The sequence below is a fragment of the Photorhabdus akhurstii genome, from assembly GCF_019090985.1.
In the GTDB taxonomy this organism is placed as follows: Bacteria; Pseudomonadota; Gammaproteobacteria; order Enterobacterales; family Enterobacteriaceae; genus Photorhabdus; species Photorhabdus akhurstii.
On the sequence record NZ_CP020335.1, the window covers coordinates 4,705,819 to 4,726,760 of the forward strand.

General features: G+C 44.5%; 20 protein-coding genes and 1 pseudogene. 10 read left to right on the top strand and 11 right to left on the bottom strand.

Translation table 11 applies throughout. The annotated features are described in order from the left end of the window. The first annotated feature begins 15 nt into the window (after positions 1-15). From rpoN to rnk, 6 genes are all read left to right on the top strand, one after another. On the top strand, positions 16-1,455 hold the full coding sequence (rpoN, locus tag B0X70_RS20420; RefSeq protein ID WP_217470251.1) for an RNA polymerase factor sigma-54: 1,440 nt from the start codon (positions 16-18) through the stop codon (positions 1,453-1,455). 23 nt (positions 1,456-1,478) lie between these two features. Continuing rightward, positions 1,479-1,766: a ribosome hibernation promoting factor gene (gene hpf / locus B0X70_RS20425; RefSeq protein WP_036775988.1), complete on the top strand. Its 288-nt coding sequence runs from the start codon at positions 1,479-1,481 to the stop codon at positions 1,764-1,766. Between the two features lie 125 nt (positions 1,767-1,891). After that, positions 1,892-2,359, top strand: coding sequence for a PTS IIA-like nitrogen regulatory protein PtsN (gene ptsN / locus B0X70_RS20430; protein WP_036775990.1), 468 nt, complete (start codon positions 1,892-1,894; stop codon positions 2,357-2,359). Positions 2,360-2,433: 74 nt separating this feature from the next. Beyond that, on the top strand, positions 2,434-3,285 hold the full coding sequence (gene rapZ, locus B0X70_RS20435) for an RNase adapter RapZ (RefSeq protein WP_036809265.1): 852 nt from the start codon (positions 2,434-2,436) through the stop codon (positions 3,283-3,285). Between the two features lie 3 nt (positions 3,286-3,288). Beyond that, entirely contained in the window at positions 3,289-3,561 is a 273-nt protein-coding gene (gene npr, locus B0X70_RS20440; RefSeq protein WP_036809268.1) for a PTS phosphocarrier protein NPr, read from the top strand. Positions 3,562-3,749: 188 nt separating this feature from the next. Beyond that, positions 3,750-4,160, top strand: coding sequence for a nucleoside diphosphate kinase regulator (gene rnk / locus B0X70_RS20445; protein WP_036775993.1), 411 nt, complete (start codon positions 3,750-3,752; stop codon positions 4,158-4,160). Between the two features lie 53 nt (positions 4,161-4,213). On the opposite strand, the gene pmbA is transcribed toward rnk, so the two are convergent. Next, on the bottom strand, positions 4,214-5,554 hold the full coding sequence (gene pmbA, locus B0X70_RS20450; RefSeq protein WP_217470252.1) for a metalloprotease PmbA: 1,341 nt from the start codon (positions 5,552-5,554) through the stop codon (positions 4,214-4,216). Between the two features lie 201 nt (positions 5,555-5,755). On the opposite strand from pmbA, the pseudogene yjgA reads away from it, so the two are divergent. Next, positions 5,756-6,294, top strand: a pseudogene (gene yjgA, locus B0X70_RS20455) (ribosome biogenesis factor YjgA). Positions 6,295-6,324: 30 nt separating this feature from the next. Here yjgA and B0X70_RS20460 read toward each other — a convergent pair. The 10 genes from B0X70_RS20460 to mreB all read right to left on the bottom strand — a co-directional run bounded on the left by B0X70_RS20460 (position 6,325) and on the right by mreB (position 18,149). After that, entirely contained in the window at positions 6,325-6,594 is a 270-nt protein-coding gene (locus tag B0X70_RS20460) for a barstar family protein (protein WP_011148185.1), read from the bottom strand. 4 nt (positions 6,595-6,598) lie between these two features. Then, positions 6,599-7,063, bottom strand: coding sequence for a ribonuclease domain-containing protein (locus B0X70_RS20465; protein ID WP_217470253.1), 465 nt, complete (start codon positions 7,061-7,063; stop codon positions 6,599-6,601). Positions 7,064-7,104: 41 nt separating this feature from the next. Continuing rightward, on the bottom strand, positions 7,105-8,550 hold the full coding sequence (tldD, locus tag B0X70_RS20470; RefSeq protein ID WP_110086376.1) for a metalloprotease TldD: 1,446 nt from the start codon (positions 8,548-8,550) through the stop codon (positions 7,105-7,107). 5 nt (positions 8,551-8,555) lie between these two features. Beyond that, entirely contained in the window at positions 8,556-9,413 is an 858-nt protein-coding gene (gene nit1 / locus B0X70_RS20475; RefSeq protein ID WP_036809284.1) for a deaminated glutathione amidase, read from the bottom strand. Then, positions 9,410-13,207, bottom strand: a complete 3,798-nt coding sequence (yhdP, locus tag B0X70_RS20480; protein ID WP_217470254.1) for an AsmA2 domain-containing protein YhdP — start codon at positions 13,205-13,207, stop codon at positions 9,410-9,412. Before yhdP ends, nit1 begins: the two co-directional genes overlap by 4 nt. A 47-nt stretch (positions 13,208-13,254) precedes the next feature. Further along, positions 13,255-14,724 (bottom strand): ribonuclease G, encoded by a 1,470-nt coding sequence (gene rng, locus B0X70_RS20485; RefSeq protein WP_217470255.1) that lies wholly within the window; start codon positions 14,722-14,724, stop codon positions 13,255-13,257. Then, the gene (locus B0X70_RS20490) at positions 14,721-15,308 is read right to left on the bottom strand and encodes a Maf family protein (RefSeq protein ID WP_036809295.1); all 588 of its coding nucleotides are present in this window, start codon (positions 15,306-15,308) and stop codon (positions 14,721-14,723) included. The genes rng and B0X70_RS20490 overlap by 4 nt, the downstream gene beginning before the upstream one ends. 165 nt (positions 15,309-15,473) lie before the next feature. Further along, positions 15,474-15,962, bottom strand: coding sequence for a rod shape-determining protein MreD (gene mreD, locus B0X70_RS20495; protein ID WP_217470256.1), 489 nt, complete (start codon positions 15,960-15,962; stop codon positions 15,474-15,476). Beyond that, entirely contained in the window at positions 15,962-16,996 is a 1,035-nt protein-coding gene (mreC, locus tag B0X70_RS20500) for a rod shape-determining protein MreC (protein WP_036776005.1), read from the bottom strand. Before mreC ends, mreD begins: the two co-directional genes overlap by 1 nt. 109 nt (positions 16,997-17,105) lie before the next feature. After that, complete coding sequence (mreB, locus tag B0X70_RS20505) at positions 17,106-18,149, bottom strand: rod shape-determining protein MreB (RefSeq protein ID WP_011148194.1); 1,044 nt, start codon at positions 18,147-18,149, stop codon at positions 17,106-17,108. Positions 18,150-18,794: 645 nt separating this feature from the next. On the opposite strand from mreB, the gene acuI reads away from it, so the two are divergent. The 3 genes from acuI (at position 18,795) to accB (ending at position 20,933) form a co-directional block, all read left to right on the top strand. Beyond that, on the top strand, positions 18,795-19,772 hold the full coding sequence (gene acuI / locus B0X70_RS20510; protein ID WP_217470257.1) for an acrylyl-CoA reductase (NADPH): 978 nt from the start codon (positions 18,795-18,797) through the stop codon (positions 19,770-19,772). A 209-nt stretch (positions 19,773-19,981) separates the two neighbouring features. Continuing rightward, entirely contained in the window at positions 19,982-20,434 is a 453-nt protein-coding gene (aroQ, locus tag B0X70_RS20515; protein ID WP_036809304.1) for a type II 3-dehydroquinate dehydratase, read from the top strand. Between the two features lie 28 nt (positions 20,435-20,462). After that, positions 20,463-20,933, top strand: coding sequence for an acetyl-CoA carboxylase biotin carboxyl carrier protein (gene accB, locus B0X70_RS20520; protein WP_036809307.1), 471 nt, complete (start codon positions 20,463-20,465; stop codon positions 20,931-20,933). Positions 20,934-20,942: the final 9 nt, after the last annotated feature.

Genomic DNA, 20,942 nt, shown 5'->3' on the forward strand with positions numbered 1-20,942 from the left:
AATTGATTTAACGCTATGAAGCAAAGTTTGCAACTCAGGCTTAGTCAGCAACTGGCTATGACACCACAGCTCCAACAAGCTATTCGTTTGTTGCAACTTTCTACGCTTGAACTCCAGCAGGAAATACAACAAGCGCTAGAAATGAACCCTTTGCTTGAACAGGATGAAGATCATCAGGAAATCGGCAATCAGGAACTTCCCGATAACGAAACGGAAGCGATGGATACGCTTGATGCCTTGCAACAAAAGGATATGCCAGACGAGTTACCCCTGGATGCCAGTTGGGATGAAATTTACACCGCTGGCACACCTTCCGGGACACGTAACGACTATAACGACGATGAACTGCCGCTTTATCAAGGTGAAACCGTTCAAACCTTGCAAGACTACTTGATGTGGCAGGCAGAGCTAACCTCCTTCACGGAAACCGAGGCGGCCATTGCGACATCAATCATTGATGCCGTAGATGACACTGGCTATCTCACTGTGCCATTAGAAGATATCCTTGCCAGCATTGGCGACGATCAACTCACCCTGGCAGAAGTAGAAGCGGTGCTAAAACAGATACAACATTTCGATCCTATCGGTGTCGCCGCTCGTGATTTAAAAGATTGTCTACTGGTCCAGCTATCAATGCTTCCGCCAGAAACACCTTATCTGAAAGAGGCGCAACTGATCGTTTGCGAACATCTGGAGCTATTAGGTCATCGGGATTTCCGCAATTTAATCCGTCTGAGTCATTTGAAAGAAGATACTCTGAAAGAGGTCATCAGTTTAATCCAGTCACTTGAACCAAAGCCCGGTCTGGCAATAAACACCGGCGAATCTGAATACGTCATCCCCGATGTACTAGTTCGAAAAGAGAGCGAACACTGGCAAGTAGAATTAAATACAGATAGTATCCCCCGTTTACACATTAATCAGCATTATGCAGAGCTTGGGCAACATACACGCAATGAAAGTGACAGTCAGTTTATCCGTAATAACCTACAAGAGGCTAGATGGCTTATCAAAAGCCTGGAAAGCCGGAATGATACTTTGCTGAAAGTTGCGCGTTGCATTGTAGAACAGCAACAGGAATTTTTTGAGCATGGTGAAGAACATATGAAACCTATGGTTTTAGCTGACATTGCTTTCCAGGTTGATATGCATGAATCCACCATTTCCAGGGTGACTACCCAAAAATTCCTGCACAGCTCACGTGGTATTTTTGAATTGAAGTATTTTTTCTCCAGCCATGTCAATACAGAAAGTGGAGGCGAAGCCTCTTCAACTGCAATACGGGCTTTGGTGAAAAAACTGGTAGCAGCGGAAAACCCCGCCAAACCATTAAGTGACAGCAAACTGACGAGCATGCTAGCCGATCAAGGCATCATGGTTGCCCGACGGACTGTCACAAAATATCGAGAGTCGTTATCCATTCCGCCATCAAACCAACGTAAACGTCTGGTTTGAAATGAACAGAGAAGGAAGACAATATGCAACTCAAAATAACCGGCCACAATATTGAAATTACTGATGCATTACGCGACATTATCACTGCAAAATGCAGCAAGCTGGATCAATATTTCGACAGGATCAACCTGACTCAGGTAATCCTCCGAGTGGAAAAGGTACAACAAATCGCCGAAGCTACTGTACACATTAACGGAGGTGAGTTGCACGCATCATCAGAACATGAAGATATGTATGCAGCAATTGATGGACTGGTCGATAAACTAGCGCGTCAATTAACCAAACATAAAGACAAACTGAGACATCATTAACAGTTATTTAACAAAGAATGTAGTAACAACAGCAGAATATTGCTGTAAAACAGTGCGCAAATACCGGATGTCACAGATATTCTATGGCATCCGGTATCAATGAGGCACCTAAGTGAATAGAAAAAATGAATAATCAAGCAGATTTACTACTAAGTTCTGTGCTTTCTCTCGCATGTACGCGCAATAATGTACATTGTTCGAGTAAAAAAAGGGCTTTAGAGATTATCAGTGAGCTAGCATCTCAGCAGCTTAAGTTACCAGAAAATGTCGTATTCGAAGCAATATTAACCAGAGAAAAAGTAGGTACTACTGGAATTGGCAGTGGTATTGCTATCCCTCACGGTAAATTAGATGCAGAAAGCTCAGATCAAGCAGTCGGCGTTTTCCTAAATCTGGAACAACCCATTGCTTTTGATGCGATTGATAATCAACCAGTTGATTTGCTGTTTGCTTTACTGGTTCCAAATGATCAATGCCAGACGCACTTACACACATTGTCATTGATCGCCAAACGTCTTGCAGATAAAAACCTCTGCCGCCGTTTAAGATCGGCACAAAGTGATGAAGAATTATACTCAATTATCACTGAATAACTGTTGCAGTGCATGGAGAGCAACAGATAAGAGTGGCTCATAATAACCACTGAGAAATTAAGGGGAGTCGCCTCATGGTGCTGATGATAGTCAGTGGCCGTTCCGGTTCAGGTAAATCCGTTGCCTTGCGCGCACTGGAAGACATGGGTTTTTATTGTGTAGACAACTTGCCGGTAGTATTACTACCGGAATTAGCAAATACGTTGTCTGACCGCGATATTTCCGCCGCGGTGAGTATTGATGTAAGAAACATGCCGGAATCCCCTGAGGTTTTCGAAGAAGCCTTGACTAAACTACCAGAGAGTTTCTCACCGCAATTACTGTTTCTTGACGCTGACCGTAACACATTGATCCGCCGTTATAGCGACACCCGCCGTCTGCATCCGCTATCAAGCAAAAATCTTTCTCTGGAAAGCGCGATTGATCAAGAAAGTGATCTGCTGGAACCCCTTCGTTCAAGAGCAGATCTGATTATCGACACTTCCGAAATGTCAGTTCATGAATTGGCTGAGATGCTAAGAACGCGTCTGCTAGGCAAACGGGAACGTGAGTTGACAATGGTGTTTGAGTCTTTCGGCTTCAAGCATGGCATTCCAATTGATGCCGACTATGTTTTTGACGTACGTTTCTTACCAAACCCACACTGGGACCCTAAATTACGGCCAATGACCGGCCTTGATCGTCCCGTAGCCGCTTTCCTCGACCGTCATACGGAAGTTCATAACTTTATCTATCAAACCCGCAGTTATCTTGAACTCTGGCTGCCTATGCTTGAAACCAATAACCGCAGCTATCTGACCGTGGCTATTGGCTGTACCGGCGGTAAACATCGTTCCGTTTACGTGGCAGAACAGTTGGCCGATTATTTTCGCTCCCGAGGCAAAAACGTACAGTCGCGCCACCGTACTCTCGAAAAGCGAAAATAAATAATGACAGTCAAGCAGAGGCTTGAAATCAAAAATCGGCTGGGAATGCACGCCCGGCCAGCAATGAAGCTGTATGATTTAGTACAGCTCTTTGAGTCTCATGTTGTTTTACGCAATGATAGCCATGTTGAAGCCGAAGCTAGCAGTGTAATTGCTATGCTGATGCTGGATTCAGAAAAAGGCAGCTATATTGAAGTTGAAGCCAGCGGCCCAGATGAAGAACAGGCTCTTGCAGCCATTATTAATCTATTTAATTCGGGATTTGACGAAGAATAACGTTGCTCACTCACCTGTGGATTATCATGTCCTTTACTGTTTTCATTAGCAACACAAAACAGTTCGTGATCATGATCTCTTTCTTTTCCAGTAAGAACAGCCTACTATCAGGTTAATCATTTTAAATAACACCCCCCTCCTCATGGTGCGGGGTGTTATTTTGTGTTGGAGTCCATTTGGAGTGTGGTATGACTAAACCAGCAATTATCATCAACGAATTAGACGCAGAACGTTTAGATTCCCTGTTGGAACAGCCAGCGTTTGCAGATACTAGTATCGCTGACGCTTTGAATGAGGAGCTGGATCGTGCAGAGATTGTACCCCCAGCAGAAATTCCATCAGATGTTGTAACAATGAACAGCCGGGTTCGTTTTCTTGACCTGACAAGCAATGAAGAGCGGGTACGTACTTTAGTTTATCCAGCGTCACTGCAAGACAGTTCAGATCAGCTTTCTGTTATGGCTCCTTTAGGGGCTGCATTATTGGGCCTTCGTATCGGCGACGAAATCAGTTGGGCATTGCCAAACGGCGAAGAAACCCGAGTCAAAGTATTAGAATTGCTTTACCAACCAGAAGCTGCCGGTGAGCTACACCGTTAATTCAGCCAGCCCATTTGTCCGGGCTGACTAAAATAATCGGAAACGAGTATCTCTTATTGACCAGCGATACTCATTTCCGGTAGTAAGATTGAACCGCACTGGATATTACTGCGAGTTTCAATATCATTCCCGATAGTAACCATATTGGCCCACATATCCTTTAGATTGCCCGCAATAGTAATCTCACTGACAGGATACTGAATCTCGCCATTTTCTACCCAAAAACCAGCGGCGCCACGGGAATAATCGCCGGTTACCGCACTGACGCCCTGCCCCATCAGTTCAGTGACGACTAACCCTGTTCCCATCTGACGCAGCAAACCGGCAAAATCCTGACCTTGCCCTGCAATGCACCAGTTATGAATTCCACCTGCATGGCCGGTACTTGCCATGCCTAGCTTACGGGCAGAATAACTTGTCAGAAGCCAAGTCTGTAATACCCCATCCTTAATGATGTCCCGATTACTGGTGGAAACACCTTCGCTATCAAATGGAGAAGATGCTAAACCTGCCAGTAAATGTGGCCGCTCTTCAATTGTCAACCATGATGGCAGAATTTGTTTGCCTAGATGATCAAGCAAGAAAGAGGATTTCCGGTAAATACTGCTACCACTGATAGCGCCAACCAGATGACCGAAAAGGCCCGTTGCAACCTCCGCGGCAAACAACACCGGCGCTTTCATGGTCGGCAATTTACGTGGCGACAAACGAGATAACGCACGGCGAGCACACTCCTGCCCAACCCATTCTGGCGATTTTAAATCTTCAAAACGGCGACTAATGGTATACGCATAGTCCCGTTCCATATCGCCATCAAGTTCAGCAATCACACAACTCGACATAGAATGACGACTGGAACAATAGCTTTGCAACATACCGTGGCTGTTACCAAACACTCTGATGCCATAATGACTATTAAAACTTCCGCCTTCGGTGTTGGTAATACGCTTATCCGCCTGTAATGCAGCTTGTTCTGCACGAGCGGCTAGTTCAATCGCGTTATCAGCATCCAATTCTGTTGGATGGAACAGCTCAAGATCTGGCGCTTCAAACGCCAATAGCGTTTTATCTGCCGGGCCAGCACAGGGGTCCTGAGAGGTATAACGAGCGATATCAATCGCAGCCTGAACAGTACGAGCAATAGCATCCGGGCTTAAATCTGTTGATGATGCGCTACCTTTACGTTGCTGATGGTAGACGGTAATCCCCAATGCGCCATCACTATTGAATTCTACATTTTCTATTTCACCAAAGCGGGTGCTGACACTAATACCCGTTGTTTTATTAACCGCGACCTCCGCAGCATCACAACCCGCTTTTGCCAGCTCTAGTGCCTGTGAAACTGCATTTTCCAGTTGTTTGCGTTGTTCCGCAATTTGATCCGTGATTTTCATTAATTACCCGTAATTTGATGAATAAAGGGAAAATCTGTCGGGAAAACAGGGCCGTTTTATCCACACAGTCAATGCCGAGTGGTAATCAGACGTTTTTCCCAGTTACAATACACAATATTAGGATGTTAACACCCACCGGGCTACAGGTCATGCACCAAAAATCAACCTGCCAGCTCCGGCCTTTTTAAAAGGAAAACCACTATGGCAAAGCAGCCTGAAGATTGGCTCAATGATTATCCTGCTGAAGAGGAAGAAGAAGAGATAATTTGGGTCAGTAAAAGCGAAATTAAACGTGATGCCGAAGCATTGAAAAAGCTGGGTACAGAATTGGTTGAGCTCAGCAAAAGTGCGCTTGAACGCGTTCCGTTAGATGAGGATCTGCTGGCCGCCATTGAACTTGCACAGAAGATAAAAAGAGAGGGGCGCCGTCGCCAATTACAATTTATTGGCAAACTGCTGCGTACCCGGGATGTCGAGCCAATTACCACCGCGCTTGATAAACTGAAAAATCGTCATAATCAGCAAATCACTCTGTTCCATAAACTGGAAGAATTACGCGATAAATTGATTGATGGCAATGACGATGTTATTGATGAAGTGGTGGCGTTATTCCCACAAACCGATCGCCAGCAATTGCGTACTTTGATCCGCAACGCCAAAAAGAAAAGGCGGCAAATAAGCCACCTAAATCTTATCGTCAGATTTTCCAATATCTTAAAGATATGGCTGAATCCGCTTAACTACTAAAACCCGTAAGGTTCTAATTTCTGTTAGGGGAAAATATTAAAACTCAATTCCCCTTCCAGTTCTTCTTCTGCTTCTTCAAACAAAAGCACTAACGAGGAGAAATCACGTTCTTTCTGCTGCGTAAAATGGATGAAATTGACCTCTACAGGTAACTCAATTCCTCCTGTCACAACATCCCACAAAGCATCCAAATTACTACCAAACTCGTCTCCTAACTCAAATTGTTCAGAAAACTGCTGATAGAACATTTTCAGATCAGGGATACGGTCAAAATCAAACTCCACTTTATGCATAGAATTACTCCATTAAGGTAAAACTTTTGTAATGATCCAACGTCAGATAAATCAGACCATCAGATGAATAAAGCAATCTGTCACTCCCTCTGTGCCCACAACGGTAGTTAACATCTGCTTCAAACCACTGACGTTTCGGTTTCATTGGTAGTCTCTTTTCACGGTTAGTAAATTTGTCGCCACCAATTGCTCTACCCGGCAGAACCTGACATAAATTTCCCTGTTTTGCATTCCAGCCAAGGTCGCGGGCCTGCTTTTTAGTAATGTAAATATCGGGTAATTTATTATTCTGTCGTAAGTAAGCCACTACGTTATTCTGTTCAGTTAGCCCTTCAATCCGTTGTATTGCTGAGGTACCCCCATCTGTTTCTGGAGCCTGCAACAGCGTCTTATCAACACCTTTAGCAAAAGTACTACAAGTCACAACCAAAACAGTCAGTAACACACCTGCTAGCCAAGTCTTCTTCATGACTATCCTTATATGATCTATCTCGGATAAACAGCCAAAAATCAGGCTGTTCCTCCAACGGTCAAGTTGTCCAGTTTCAAAGTAGGCTGACCAACACCAACAGGTACGCTCTGGCCCTCTTTGCCACAAACCCCGACACCTTTATCTAGATCAAGATCGTTTCCTACCATAGAGATCTGCTGCATCGCCTCAATACCGGAACCGATAAGCGTTGCACCTTTCACTGGTTTGGTAATTTTACCGTTCTCAATCAGATAAGCCTCAGATGTCGAGAACACGAATTTACCGGAAGTGATATCCACTTGACCACCACCAAAATTTGGCGCATATAAACCATTTTGCACACTACCGATGATCTCTTCCGGTGTGGAATGACCCGCCAGCAAATAGGTATTAGTCATACGAGGCATTGGTAGATGAGCATAAGATTCACGGCGACCATTGCCAGTCGGCGCGACACCCATCAGACGTGCATTCATTTTGTCCTGCATGTAACCTTTCAGAATGCCATTTTCAATTAATACATTGTATTGTCCAGGGACGCCTTCATCATCAATTGCCAATGACCCACGACGACCTTTTATCGTGCCATCATCAACCACAGTACAAAGTTCTGACGCGACCTTCTCACCAATCTGACCAGAAAACACCGAAGTACCACGGCGGTTAAAATCACCTTCCAGCCCATGACCAACAGCCTCATGCAGCAACACGCCCGGCCAACCCGCCCCCAGAACAACCGGCATAGTACCAGCGGGGGCAGCAACAGCGGAAAGGTTCACCAGTGCCATACGAACAGCTTCACGGGCAAATTGTTCTGCTCGGATCTGACCACTAACCACTTCCAGAAAATATTCATAACCGTAACGGCCGCCGCCACCACTGCTGCCGTGTTCACGTTTACCGTTATCTTCCACCAGCACCGTGACAGATAAGCGAATGAGAGGACGAATATCAGCCGCCAAAGTCCCATCGGTCGCCGCGACCAACACGCGTTCATAGATCCCTGTCAGACTGGCATTGACCTCCTGTACTCTTGGATCTTCCGCTCGAGCCACCTGATCCACACGCTGCAATAATGCAATCTTTTCTTCACGGGAAAAGCTTTGCAGCGGATCAATTGCCGCATAAAGCGGAGAATAGGCCACTTCGCCAAAGGTATGGACTTTACCATTCCCGTTTTCATGGACGATGCTACGGGCAGCCTGTGCACTTTGTTGCAGCGCATTCAACGTGATCTGGTCTGCATAAGCAAAACCGGTTTTTTCACCACTGATTGCCCTAACGCCAACCCCCTGATCAATATTATAGGAGCCATCCTTAATAATCCGATCTTCCAACACCCAAGATTCATGGTAACTGGACTGAAAATAGAGATCGGCATAATCCAGCCGACGTTCAGTCATTTGACCGAGTACTGAAAACAGATCTTGATGGCTTAATTTATTTGCAGCCAGTAAGTGTTCACTGACAGTAGTTAAACTCATAATTGCTACTCTTTAATTTGCGGTATTTTTTCAATCAAGGAAGTCAACTGCGGCCGGAAGCGGTTATGTTTCACCACTTTCATTTGCTCACGCATAATCTTCAAGCTATCTGCCCTGACATTCAATTGCAATGCACTGACTGCATCGGGGTTTTTCTTTATCACTTTCCCCCAACCATCCACGGCCATTGAGTGACCCCACGTCTGACGGGTTCCATGTACACCAACCTGAGCCGGGGCTAACAGAATACATTGGTTTTCAATAGCGCGGGCCCGTAACAGTGGTTCCCAATGCGCTTTTCCTGTTAAACGAGTAAACGCCGCAGGAACAGATATCAACTCAGCGCCTTGCTCGCGTAGCGCCTGAAACAACCCGGGGAAGCGCAGATCATAACATATGGTCATCCCGAGACGACCAACAGGGGTATCTACAACAGTAATATGTTCCCCACGTTGGAAAACAGACGATTCGTTATATGATCCATGTTCATCATTAATATTGACATCAAACATATGGATTTTGTCGTAACGGGCGCAAATCTTACCCTGATCATCAAACAACAGGCTACTACTGGTGAGCCGTTCAGAATTTTCACGACTGATAAGCGGCATAGAACCGATTAATAACCAGACACCATAACGGCGTGCAATCTCACTGACAGCTTGCTGCAAAGGCCCATGCCCCTGTTGTTCCGCATGCTTGCGATAGCTATCAGCATTAGCAAACAACAATGCATTTTCCGGGGTCATGACAAACTTGATAGTATCTGGCAACTGTTTAATTTGTTGTTCAATTTGCGCCAAATTATGTTTGATATTCTCACCGCTACATAACTGCAAGAGTGCAACATTGACGTTTCTCATGTTCCTCTATTCTCCTTAAGCTGACGCAGAACTTCATCAATTTTCGGTTGTTCAAGATTACCAGTAATCCGGTAACGAATAACCGATATCTTATTCCATAACGGCCCCAAGACCTTGGTCGCTGCGAATAATGCAGCGCCAGCCATCGGATTGATGACAAAAGCCGTCGCTACCCCTACAGTAGCAGAAATCTCTGGCGTGACGATGGCCTCGATATTGATCTGTTGGCGAACAAGATCGATCTCACCTTTCGTTATCACATCAGCAATCAACCCATCGACCCGTAAGTTTTCAGCCTTGAGTATCCCATTTTTTACTGAAACATCACCACGAATTGAATCAAATTCAAAATCCTGGCTAAAGGTATCGCTGAAATCGAGCTGTAATTTACGTAACAGAGCATCAAAACTGACTAATTTTAGTAATTGACCAGCACCTCCCCCGCCCAATTTTTCAATAGCGCCTTTGCCTAAGTTGCTTTTAAGATTGCCATTCAACGTTTGGAAATTGGGTTTCCACGGTGTATCCCACCAATTAAAATCAAAACGGAAGGTAAACGGTGAATTTACAATCGGTACGACTATACCAAGGTAAGATGCCATCTCATCAAACTTTTCACCAGAAAATTGCCCCATAATACGCGTATTATTCCCTACCGCACCTTCTTGCCAACGACCTGCCAAATTCAGTTTACTGACACTGTTTTCTACTATTCCATCTCTTAAGACCAGTGAATTACCTTCTGGAATCAGGGAACCAGACACCTTCCCAAGCTTCAATCCCATAATCCAACATTCAGAACAGATGATATCTAATGAAGGCCATTGGTTCAGCGAATAACGCAGAGTTGTACCTGTCTGAGATTGTTTAGGTAAATCGGATTCAGCTTGCTGGGCGCTATATTGCAAAGGATTATAGTAAAGATAGCTCAAATTCATTTGCCAAGGGCCACTATTACGGATATTAAGTTTACCGTTGATTTCCCGGCTATTAGCAGTGATCTGCGTTCCCCAAAACTGTTTTTCCACATCCAACGATAACTGATTCCAACGCTGCCCCCCCGCATCCAGTGATGGAAGTGATATATAAAGATGCTGTGGCAACATTGACATACCTGCCAATGAAGAGCCAGAAGTCAGAGGCGCAATCAGCCCTAGCCATTCTTCACCCTCAATTGCCGGAAGATTCAATTCCAATAGGGATTTTTCAGGTAAATCAGGAATATTGTTACTGTTACTTTGTAAAATTCCCCGTGACAGTTGAGTACTTTTCCCTGCCAAATGCCATTGAGTATTAAATGCATACTGTTTATCTAAAATGCCTTTTACTCGCAACTGCTCCATATCACCATCAGCCAGAATATGAAGAGCGCGCAGTTCATCCGCTTTCAAGGCAGATAAATGACTATCCACTTGTGATAAGTCAGCGTCGATTTTCACATCATATTGAGGCTTACTCTGAAACGGCAAATTAATACCGATCTTTCCTTCCCAATCAACAGAGCCAGAAAACACTTTAGCAATCGCCGGTAAAAATCCAGATAATTTTGCAATAGCCCAACGCGCATTCAGACCAACATTGACTCGATAGTTTTTGGGTAAATTCTCGGTAGAAAAATCAACCGTAACAGGCTGCCCAAGCCATTGGGCCGATAATTTGCCGCTTTGTAAATTACCATTATTAAAGCGAAACCGGCCACTCACATTTTTCATTTCGCTATCTAAGGGTTTAATCAACAAATGATTATTTTTTAAAGTCACCTCACCGCGAGCATCCACATTGCCGCCATTGAGTGGAATATCCAAATGCAAATTACCAGCGATCTGACCACCAACCTGCAATGTCTCCAGCGTTTCACCAACAGAATGTGCTAACGGGCTGCGGGTAAAATATTCATGAATATCTTTGCCATCTCCCAGAATATCCGCGTCGATTAACAATTTCTTGTTACGATAATTAGGAATTACCGCTGACAGATTACTCGCTTTCACTTTACCAAGTGCCGTTTGCGGAGCAAGCATCCATAAGCCGTTATTCTGGAAATTAAGATCAATATTGAGATCCAGCAGTGCCGGCCAGTTTGGTTGGTACTGGAAAGTCGCATGACGCAATGGAGCAAAAACTTGAAACTGCCCATTATTCTTTACAAACGGGAAATCTTTTGGATTGCCTTGAAAAACAAAAGTCGCGTTTTCTATCTGCCCTTTAATAATTGAAGCTGTCAGATAGTCAGTCAAAGGCGTCCCCATCAAAGGTTCTGGAAAATATCGCCAGGCATCACCCGCATCATAAACCCGCACTCCCGCGAGAATACTTAGCGCCGGAGGCTGTTCTTTAGGCTGTTGATAACGAAAATCACCATTGACCCACAATGATTTCCCTTGCAAATCCAACCCTTGACTCCAGAGTTGTAAACCTCGCTCACCTTGCCGCCAGAGTATTTCGCCATGACTTTGGGATATCTCAAACGGCGCCAGAAACATATCTCGGTAATCAACAACACTATCCTTCAACGCAAAACTCAGTCTACCTTGCCGCAAGCTGCCATTGAGAGAACCCGAGAAATTATCGATAGAAGGCAATTTCTGCCAGCGTTGCCAACTAACATTTTGCCATTGCACACTGATTCGGGAATCATCTTCCATTTTGGGTGTAATATCGAGGGCAAGGTACTTTACCAACCCTTGTGGCTGACGACGCTGCCAATCCTTCACCAGATCAGAAGTCAAAAAAGAAAAAGTCGGTAAAATGCTACTTAGCCGTTCAAGTTGAATATTTTTCGCCCGAACACGCCAATGATCATGACCGTCAACTCTCTTGGCTTCCGGCAGATAGAGCACTGATACTTTTCCTGACGGCCATTGCTGCCCATCAGTGATCAAATTTGCCAGCTCAGGTGCATCAAACAACCAACCACCATCTTGGCGACGCATCCGAAATACCAGATCACTGACAGAAAGGTTGTGAGGTTTGTTAGCAACTTTCCAATTAGCTTCTCCCTGACGGAGTTGTAGTTGGCCGCCATCAATTCGACCTTCTTTAAGCATAATCCAGCTAGACAAACTAAACTCAGCATCCTTCAACCCAGTATTATCCTGCAACCAATGACTTAACCACGGATGAATATCAACATTATCTGCCTGTAAATAAATGGTCCCGTTATCCAACACGCCATTAGTGTCATGCAAATCAAATTTAACTTGTATATCCCCATGCTGATTATTGATAGAAGAGAGACTAATTTTCCCTTGAGCACGGTGACGATTATCTTTATTCAGCCAGGTTAATTGTGGTAACAACAGATCAGCACGTTCACCAGAGGGAGTAAGGAAAGTAAACCGACTATCTTGCAGATTAAAATGATCAAACTGCTCCAGAAACAGCTCAGACAATAGATCCGATTGGGAAAACATATTACCGCTTTGATCATTAAATAGCGGTTGATGGTAATCTACCTGTAACTGATAAAAAGTAAGATCGCGAAAATTCCAACGCATTCTTAACAAAGATAACCAGATATCCAATGCAACCGTGATCTTTTTGGCTTTCACATCTGCATTTGCCGTTTTTACACTGATATCACGTAATTCAAAAACAGGCCCGAAAGACTCCCATTCTCCCGCAATATATCCAGCATCAATAGGTACACCAATAATTGACTCAATTTTAGCGAATAATTGTGGACGGTAATCATTAATATGTGGCAGTAGAAAACGTAATCCACTGACAAGCAAAGCCACAATAATAATGACTATTGCGGCTGTCGCTAATAATACTCCCGGCAGTCGCCTCACACGCATCTCCTTGATTACCAATGCTGTTATGTCAGCAAATTGGATGGTTACATCATAACTACGTCAAACTGTTCCTGACTGTAGAGCTGTTCTGTCTGAACTTTTACTTGCTTGCCGACAAAAATCTCCACTTCCGCCAGTGCATGAGATTCCTCTCCTTTCAGCGCTTCGGCCACTGCTGGCGAAGCATAAATAAGGAAACGATCTGCGTCGACTGCCCGGTGCACACGCACAATTTCACGCATAATCTCATAACAGACAGTTTCAACCGATTTTACGGTTCCCCTTCCTTTACAAGTAGGACAATCGCTACAAAGTATATGCTCGATACTTTCACGAGTCCGCTTACGGGTCATTTCCACCAATCCGAGTTGGGAAAAACCATTAATCGTCGTCTTAACACGATCTTTACTCAGCGCCTGCTCAAGAGAAGCCAATACCCGTCGACGATGTTCTTCGCTATTCATATCGATAAAATCGATAATAATAATACCACCCAGATTACGCAGTCTTAATTGCCTGGCAATAGCTTGCGTCGCCTCAATATTAGTATTGAAAATAGTTTCTTCCAAATTGCGATGCCCGACAAATGCGCCGGTATTAATATCAATTGTGGTCATCGCTTCAGTTTGGTCAATAATTAAATAACCACCTGATTTTAATTCAACTTTTCGATCAAGTGCTCGCTGAATTTCATTTTCTACATCAAACAGATCGAATATAGGCTGATTACCGTTATAAAGTTCCAATCTGGCTGTCATTTTAGGAATATATTCGCGAATAAATTCCTGTAACTGAGTAAACGTCAAACGAGAATCCACACGAATACGATCAAGGGCTGCTCCGGCAAAATCACGCAAAATACGATGGGCCAGAGCCAATTCGCCATAAAGTTTATTTTTAGTGATATTGCGCTTTTTACGCTCCATCACCTTACTCCATAGACGTTTCAAGAAAGCCGCATCCTGAGCTAATTCTTCGTCCCCAACGCCTTCGGCAGCCGTCCTAATAATGAAACCACCATGTTCATCACAATAGTCAGCGACAATATTTTTCAGCCGATTACGCTCGCCTTCACTTTCAATACGTTGTGAAACCCCGACATGAGAAGCTCCGGGCATAAAGACAAGATAGCGGGAAGGTAAAGTAATATCGGTAGTTAGCCGAGCGCCTTTAGTACCAAGGGGATCTTTCACCACTTGAACCATTAAATCTTGCCCCTGGCGAACCAACTCAGCAATATCTTTGACATGAAAGTTCTTTTGCTCCTCACCGGCAATACATTCCGTGTGAGGCACAATATCTGAGGCATGAAGAAAAGCGGCTTTTTCCAGACCAATATCAACAAAAGCAGCCTGCATCCCTGGCAATACCCGGCTTACACGACCTTTATAAATATTGCCGACAATGCCCCTTTTAGCTTCCCTTTCAATATGGATTTCTTGCAAAATCCCACCATCAATGTAAGCGACACGCGTTTCGGACGGTGTGATGTTGACTAATAACTCTGCTGTCATGTGTTCCCCTTCCCATCAACTAACGCAAAAAACTCTGTGATTAATTCGTGCGTTTCCACCAATGGCAGACCAACAACTGAGTGATAACTCCCATTCAGCGTTTTAACAAAGCAACCCGCTTTTCCCTGAATACCATAAGCACCCGCTTTGTCCATCGGCTCACCGGTTGCTACATAATCCAAAATTTCCTGCGTGGATAATTGGCGAAAGGTTACATCTGTAACGACTATATCACTTAAGGTACGCTGACTATCTGATAAAGCAATAGCTGTCATCACCTGATGACACTGACCGGAAAGTGCACTGAGTATTTCAACAGCATGTTGTTCACTGCGCGGTTTTTCGAGAATCTTACCATTCAAGACAACAACAGTATCCGCTCCCAACACCAGAAAATCCTCTGGTGCAATAGCAACTCCCGCTAGAGATTTATCTTTTGCTAATCGGCTAACATACTGACGCGGGGTTTCACCCTCTTGCCATTGCTCCTTTACCTGAGGAGAAAGAATTTCAAATTTAAAGTCCAATAATTCAACAAGCTCACGCCGCCTTGGTGAGCCGGAAGCCAGATAAAGGGTTTTCATGATGATATTGTCCTTACTACTACCTATCTCATTAGGCTATTTCATTTACCATTTTGAGGTTATACACACTACTCATATCCTCAAGTTATTTGGAAAGAATGGCCTGCATCAGTAACGCCTGCTGGAATAAGCTCTGTCAGGACATTAAAAACGGCGATCCGACCACTAATGTACATTAAACTGACGACGGATTTTTCGCATTAACAGGAACAACCACGGCCAAAGAATACCATTGACCAAACTGTTCCAGAATACTTCTGGATGAAAAGCAACATTTGATAACAAAAATTCCGCCCAAAAAACACTGAAATCCATCAGTATCGATAAAGCAACGACGACCAAAGCCTGCTGCCAAAGCGCCATATTGCGGAATAATTGAAACTTAAATGACACCAAATAACTCACAAGGCTGTAAGACAAAGCGTTAACACCCAGTGTCGCCCCCTGAATCAAATCTACGATGATCCCCAATACAAAACCAGTACCAACGCTGACTCTATGAGGTAACGCCATCACCCAATAAATCAACAATAGTGCCGACCAGGTTGGCCGATACATATAAATTTGCTCCGGCCACGGCATAATTTGCAGCACCATTGCAATCAAGAAAGATAACCAAATGACCCAACGCCCATGACTCCGGTATTGATTCATTAACGATTTCCCGAATTTATAAATTTAGCAGACGTTATTGTCGATTCAGCATTTTTCACTCTTTCTGTTGTCTTGGTTGTTTCATCAGAAACAGACGATGGCGCTGGCGGTCCCATTTCATTTGCATGCGGCAATACCTGAGGCATCATTTGCATTAAACGTTCATTAGCTACACGATAAACCTCTGAGGGAGGCAGTGGTTCGGATGGATTATTATCCGCTCCCCACAATAACAGCAAATAACGCAAACGCTGTAATTCCGCCGTTGGCCGAGCGTGAATCACCGTATAAGCCCGTTGATTATCGACTTTAACTGACGAAACCACCGCCACCGGATAACCTTCCGGGAAACGGCCGCCTAACCCAGAAGTCACCAGCACATCCCCAACCCGAATATCTGTGTTGCTTGGTAGTGACTCAAACTGCAAATCATCAGCACAACCCGTACCGGCAATAATCGCCCTGATATCATTACGTAAGACCTGGATTGGCAAAGCATGGGTCGTATCACAAATCAGTAATACCCGGCTAGTAAACTGACTGACAGCAACCACCTGACCCACAATGCCTTTATCACTGATAACAGGTTGCCCTTCATAAACGCCTTCTCTTGATCCCTTATCGATGACGACCTGATCACTATAAGGATTAGCCCTACCGGAGATCACCTGCGTCACCATCATGTGTTCATCCTGACGTAAAGGCGATCCCAATAGCTCACGCAAGCGGGAATTTTCCTGTTTAAGCTGCCCTAATAACAGCATATCGCTGTTTTTCATCAATAATTCTTGGCGTAAAGCACGATTTTCCAATCGAAGTTGTTCACGGGAGGCAAGGGTTTCTGACACACCATCAAGCACTTGACGCGGGCCATTGGCGAGAAAATAAAATGGACTGACTACCGTATCCATATAATTACGGACTTTACTGAGAGCATCAAGACGGCTGTCTGCCACAACCAAAGCAATGGCAACAATAACAGCAAAGAAAAGTCGTAATTGCAGGGAAGGCCCCCTGCTAAAAATTGGCTTCATAAGCTGCGCTATTCCAAACTGTATGTTTCATAAACAATGGAATTCCCAGACAGCAATAGCAAGGAGGTCTGAGCTACCCGTCATTCCTCCCTCACTTGCAAGTTAACACTCACTCCTCGCTGAAGAGCTCACCGCCATGCATGTCGATCATTTCAAGTGCTTTTCCACCACCACGGGCAACACACGTCAACGGATCTTCCGCAACAATGACAGGAATACCCGTTTCCTCTATCAGTAAACGGTCAAGATTGCGCAATAATGCACCACCACCAGTCAAGATCATGCCTCGTTCTGAAATATCGGAAGCCAATTCTGGCGGACATTGCTCAAGGGCGACCATAACCGCACTGACAATACCCGTTAAAGGCTCTTGCAGAGCTTCAAGAATTTCGTTGGAGTTAAGCGTAAAGCCGCGTGGTACACCTTCTGCCAGGTTACGACCACGAACTTCAATCTCCAACATCTCATCGCCAGGATAAGCAGAACCGATCGTGTGCTTAATACGCTCAGCCGTTGCTTCACCAATCAGTGAACCATAATTACGGCGAACGTAATTGATAATCGCCTCATCAAAGCGATCTCCACCGATACGTACAGAAGATGAATAAACAACCCCATTCAAAGAGATAACCGCCACTTCCGTAGTACCGCCGCCAATATCCACAACCATTGAGCCAGTGGCTTCAGAAACAGGTAAGCCAGCGCCAATCGCCGCAGCCATAGGCTCTTCAATCAAAAATACTTCACGAGCGCCGGCACTGAGCGCCGATTCACGGATTGCCCGACGCTCGACCTGAGTTGCGCCAACAGGTACACAAACCAGAACTCGCGGACTTGGACGCATGAAACTGTTGCTATGAACTTGCTTAATAAAGTGTTGCAGCATCTTCTCGGTAACATAAAAATCGGCAATCACGCCATCTTTCATCGGACGAATTGCCGCAATATTACCCGGTGTTCGACCCAGCATTTGCTTTGCTTCCTGCCCAACGGCAGCAACACTTTTCGATGAACCCGCACGATCCTGACGGATTGCGACAACAGAAGGTTCATTCAATACAATACCCTGACCTTTGACGTAAATAAGGGTATTGGCGGTACCCAAGTCAATAGACAAGTCGTTGGAAAACATGCCACGAAATTTTTTAAACATAGCGAAAGGATAATCCTGCAAGCTGGGGACGGAACGAAACCCGTCTACTCTACCAACCACATGAAGCAGCGACAAGGCGCACAAGCACCTGCTTCAATAAAAAAGTGGCTACGTTATTCATATCAACAACGCGATATTCTACGTTACTTCTCCCAAACGGAGCAGAAAAAAACTGCATAAAAATGGGTTAATTTTACCAATTGTTCCATAACGAAATGCAAGAACCACCTGATTTTGCATAATTCCGCATTATGGCGCCACTGGTACCGTACCGGCTAAATCCGCTGCTGCTTTTTGACCAATAGCTATTCCGATAAGCTCACATTAGACCCATACCTCGGCTCACCATTACCTATACTTAACTGCAAGTACATAGTCTGTGTAGTGAACAATTAATGATGTAATAAACTGTGACTAAAATACAATACTTTCTGCTAAAAAATAATAAAAAACAGAATTTTCTGAAATAGAACGCCATATGCAACAAAGCTGGAATATGACAATGGGATTACAGATAAAAATGCAAATAAATTCTGTTTTATAATCCATCAACACTTTATTTTTTCTTATATACCTTATGTAAATCACCCATTTTTATCTATCCTTAATTGAATGACAAAATCAATTACAGAGAACGGAACAATAATGAAAGCCCTGCTACTCAAACAACAACAGAACCAATTATCAGCGTCTATAGAAGAAGTCGATGTTTCTCATCTTCCCGTGGGAGACGTTACCGTCGATATTCACTGGTCAACACTGAACTATAAAGATGCATTAGCCATTACAGGTAAAGGAAAAATTATCCGCCAATTCCCAATGATACCGGGTATTGATTTCTCTGGCATTGTACACAGTACCGAAGATCCCCGTTTTCATATCGGTCAGCATGTATTATTAACCGGCTGGGGTGTAGGAGAAAATCATTGGGGTGGACTGGCGGAACAAGCCAGAGTTTCAGGGGAATGGTTGACACCTTTACCTGACGATTTGGATAGCAGACAAGCAATGATCATTGGTACTGCTGGCTTTACCGCCATGCTGTGCGTTATCGCCCTGGAACAAGGCGGCGTTAAACCAGAAAGTGGTGATGTTATTGTGACAGGCGCCAGTGGTGGTGTAGGCAGTACGGCGATAGCGCTACTCTCACAACTTGGCTATTCCGTTGTTGCCGTTAGCGGCAGACCAGAAAATCATGAATATTTGTTATCCCTAGGGGCAAAAAAGGTTTTGCCGCGCCATGAATTTAGCCAACTTCCTCGCCCACTGGAAAAACAACTTTGGGCCGGAGCTATCGACACGGTAGGCGATAATGTACTGGCGACAATACTGGCTCAAACTCACTATAACGGTACCGTTGCCGCCTGTGGCCTCGCCGGTAATGCAAATCTGCCAACAACAGTGATGCCATTTATTTTACGTAACGTACGTCTGCAAGGCGTAGAGTCCGTCACGGTTCCATCAGCCAAGCGACCTGCCGTGTGGCAACGCCTGCAAAAGCTATTACCTGCTTCTTTTTATCAGCGGGCAACGACGGAGATAATACTGGACCAAACCGTGGAATACGCCAATAAATTGATAGCTAACCAAGTTACAGGACGTACATTAGTAAGAGTTCGTTAAGAATTGTGATTAGCCTCTAAAGTACAGTGGTTTTATTCTTGACATTTTTTCTGATAAGACCAGTATTTAGCTGCCAAATGCTACGATATCATTATAATGTCGCGCTTTATCGCCGAAATGAACTAAGTGGCTGTTACAAAAAGATGACAAATCGCTAATATCGGATTATGTTGGCACATTGTTGACAAATTGCCGGAGATACCAGCACAATGGCAGACAAGTTTCACATTTTACTCCTTAACGGCCCTAACCTAAATATGTTAGGAACCCGGGAGCCTGATATTTATGGCAACTTAACACTTGGTGATATCGTCAGCAAATTGTCTGAAGAGGCCCATCAATTAGGGGGCAAACTCAGTCACCTGCAATCCAATGCAGAATTTGAGCTGATAAATAGAATTCATTCTGCACAGGGTAATACTGATTTTATCTTGATTAACCCTGCTGCATTCACGCATACCAGCGTGGCACTGCGTGATGCATTGCTGACAGTGAAGATCCCATTTATTGAGATCCACCTCTCCAATGTTCACGCGCGCGAGCCATTTCGTCATCACTCATATCTTTCAGATCTTGCTGTTGGTGTAATCTGCGGTTTAGGGGTAGATGGCTATAGCTTTGCATTACAGGCAGCGGTAAACCGCTTGTCAAAACTCAACTAATTAAACAGAAGAGTACGGAATCACACTCATGGATATTCGTAAGATAAAAAAACTGATCGAGCTGGTTGAAGAATCTGGCATCTCTGAACTGGAAATTTCTGAAGGGGAAGAGTCAGTGCGCATCAGCCGCGCATTAGCCCCCCAGAGTTTTCCGGCAGCTCAACAATATATTCCCGTTCAAGCGCAACAACCTGCGCTGGCTAGTGCTGTTGCGCCTTCTCAGGCTCTACCAGAAACAATCAGCGACAGATCGGCTGCAATCGACGGTCACGTTGTTCGTTCCCCAATGGTAGGTACCTTCTATCGTACGCCTAGTCCGGATGCGAAACCATTTATCAACATCGGCGACCGTGTCAATGTGGGTGATACCCTCTGCATCGTTGAAGCAATGAAAATGATGAACCAGATCGAAGCCGACAAAGCAGGTGTGGTTAAAGCGATTCTTGTGGAAAGCGGTCAACCCGTTGAATTTGACGAGCCATTGGTCGTCATCGAATAACGAGGCGTT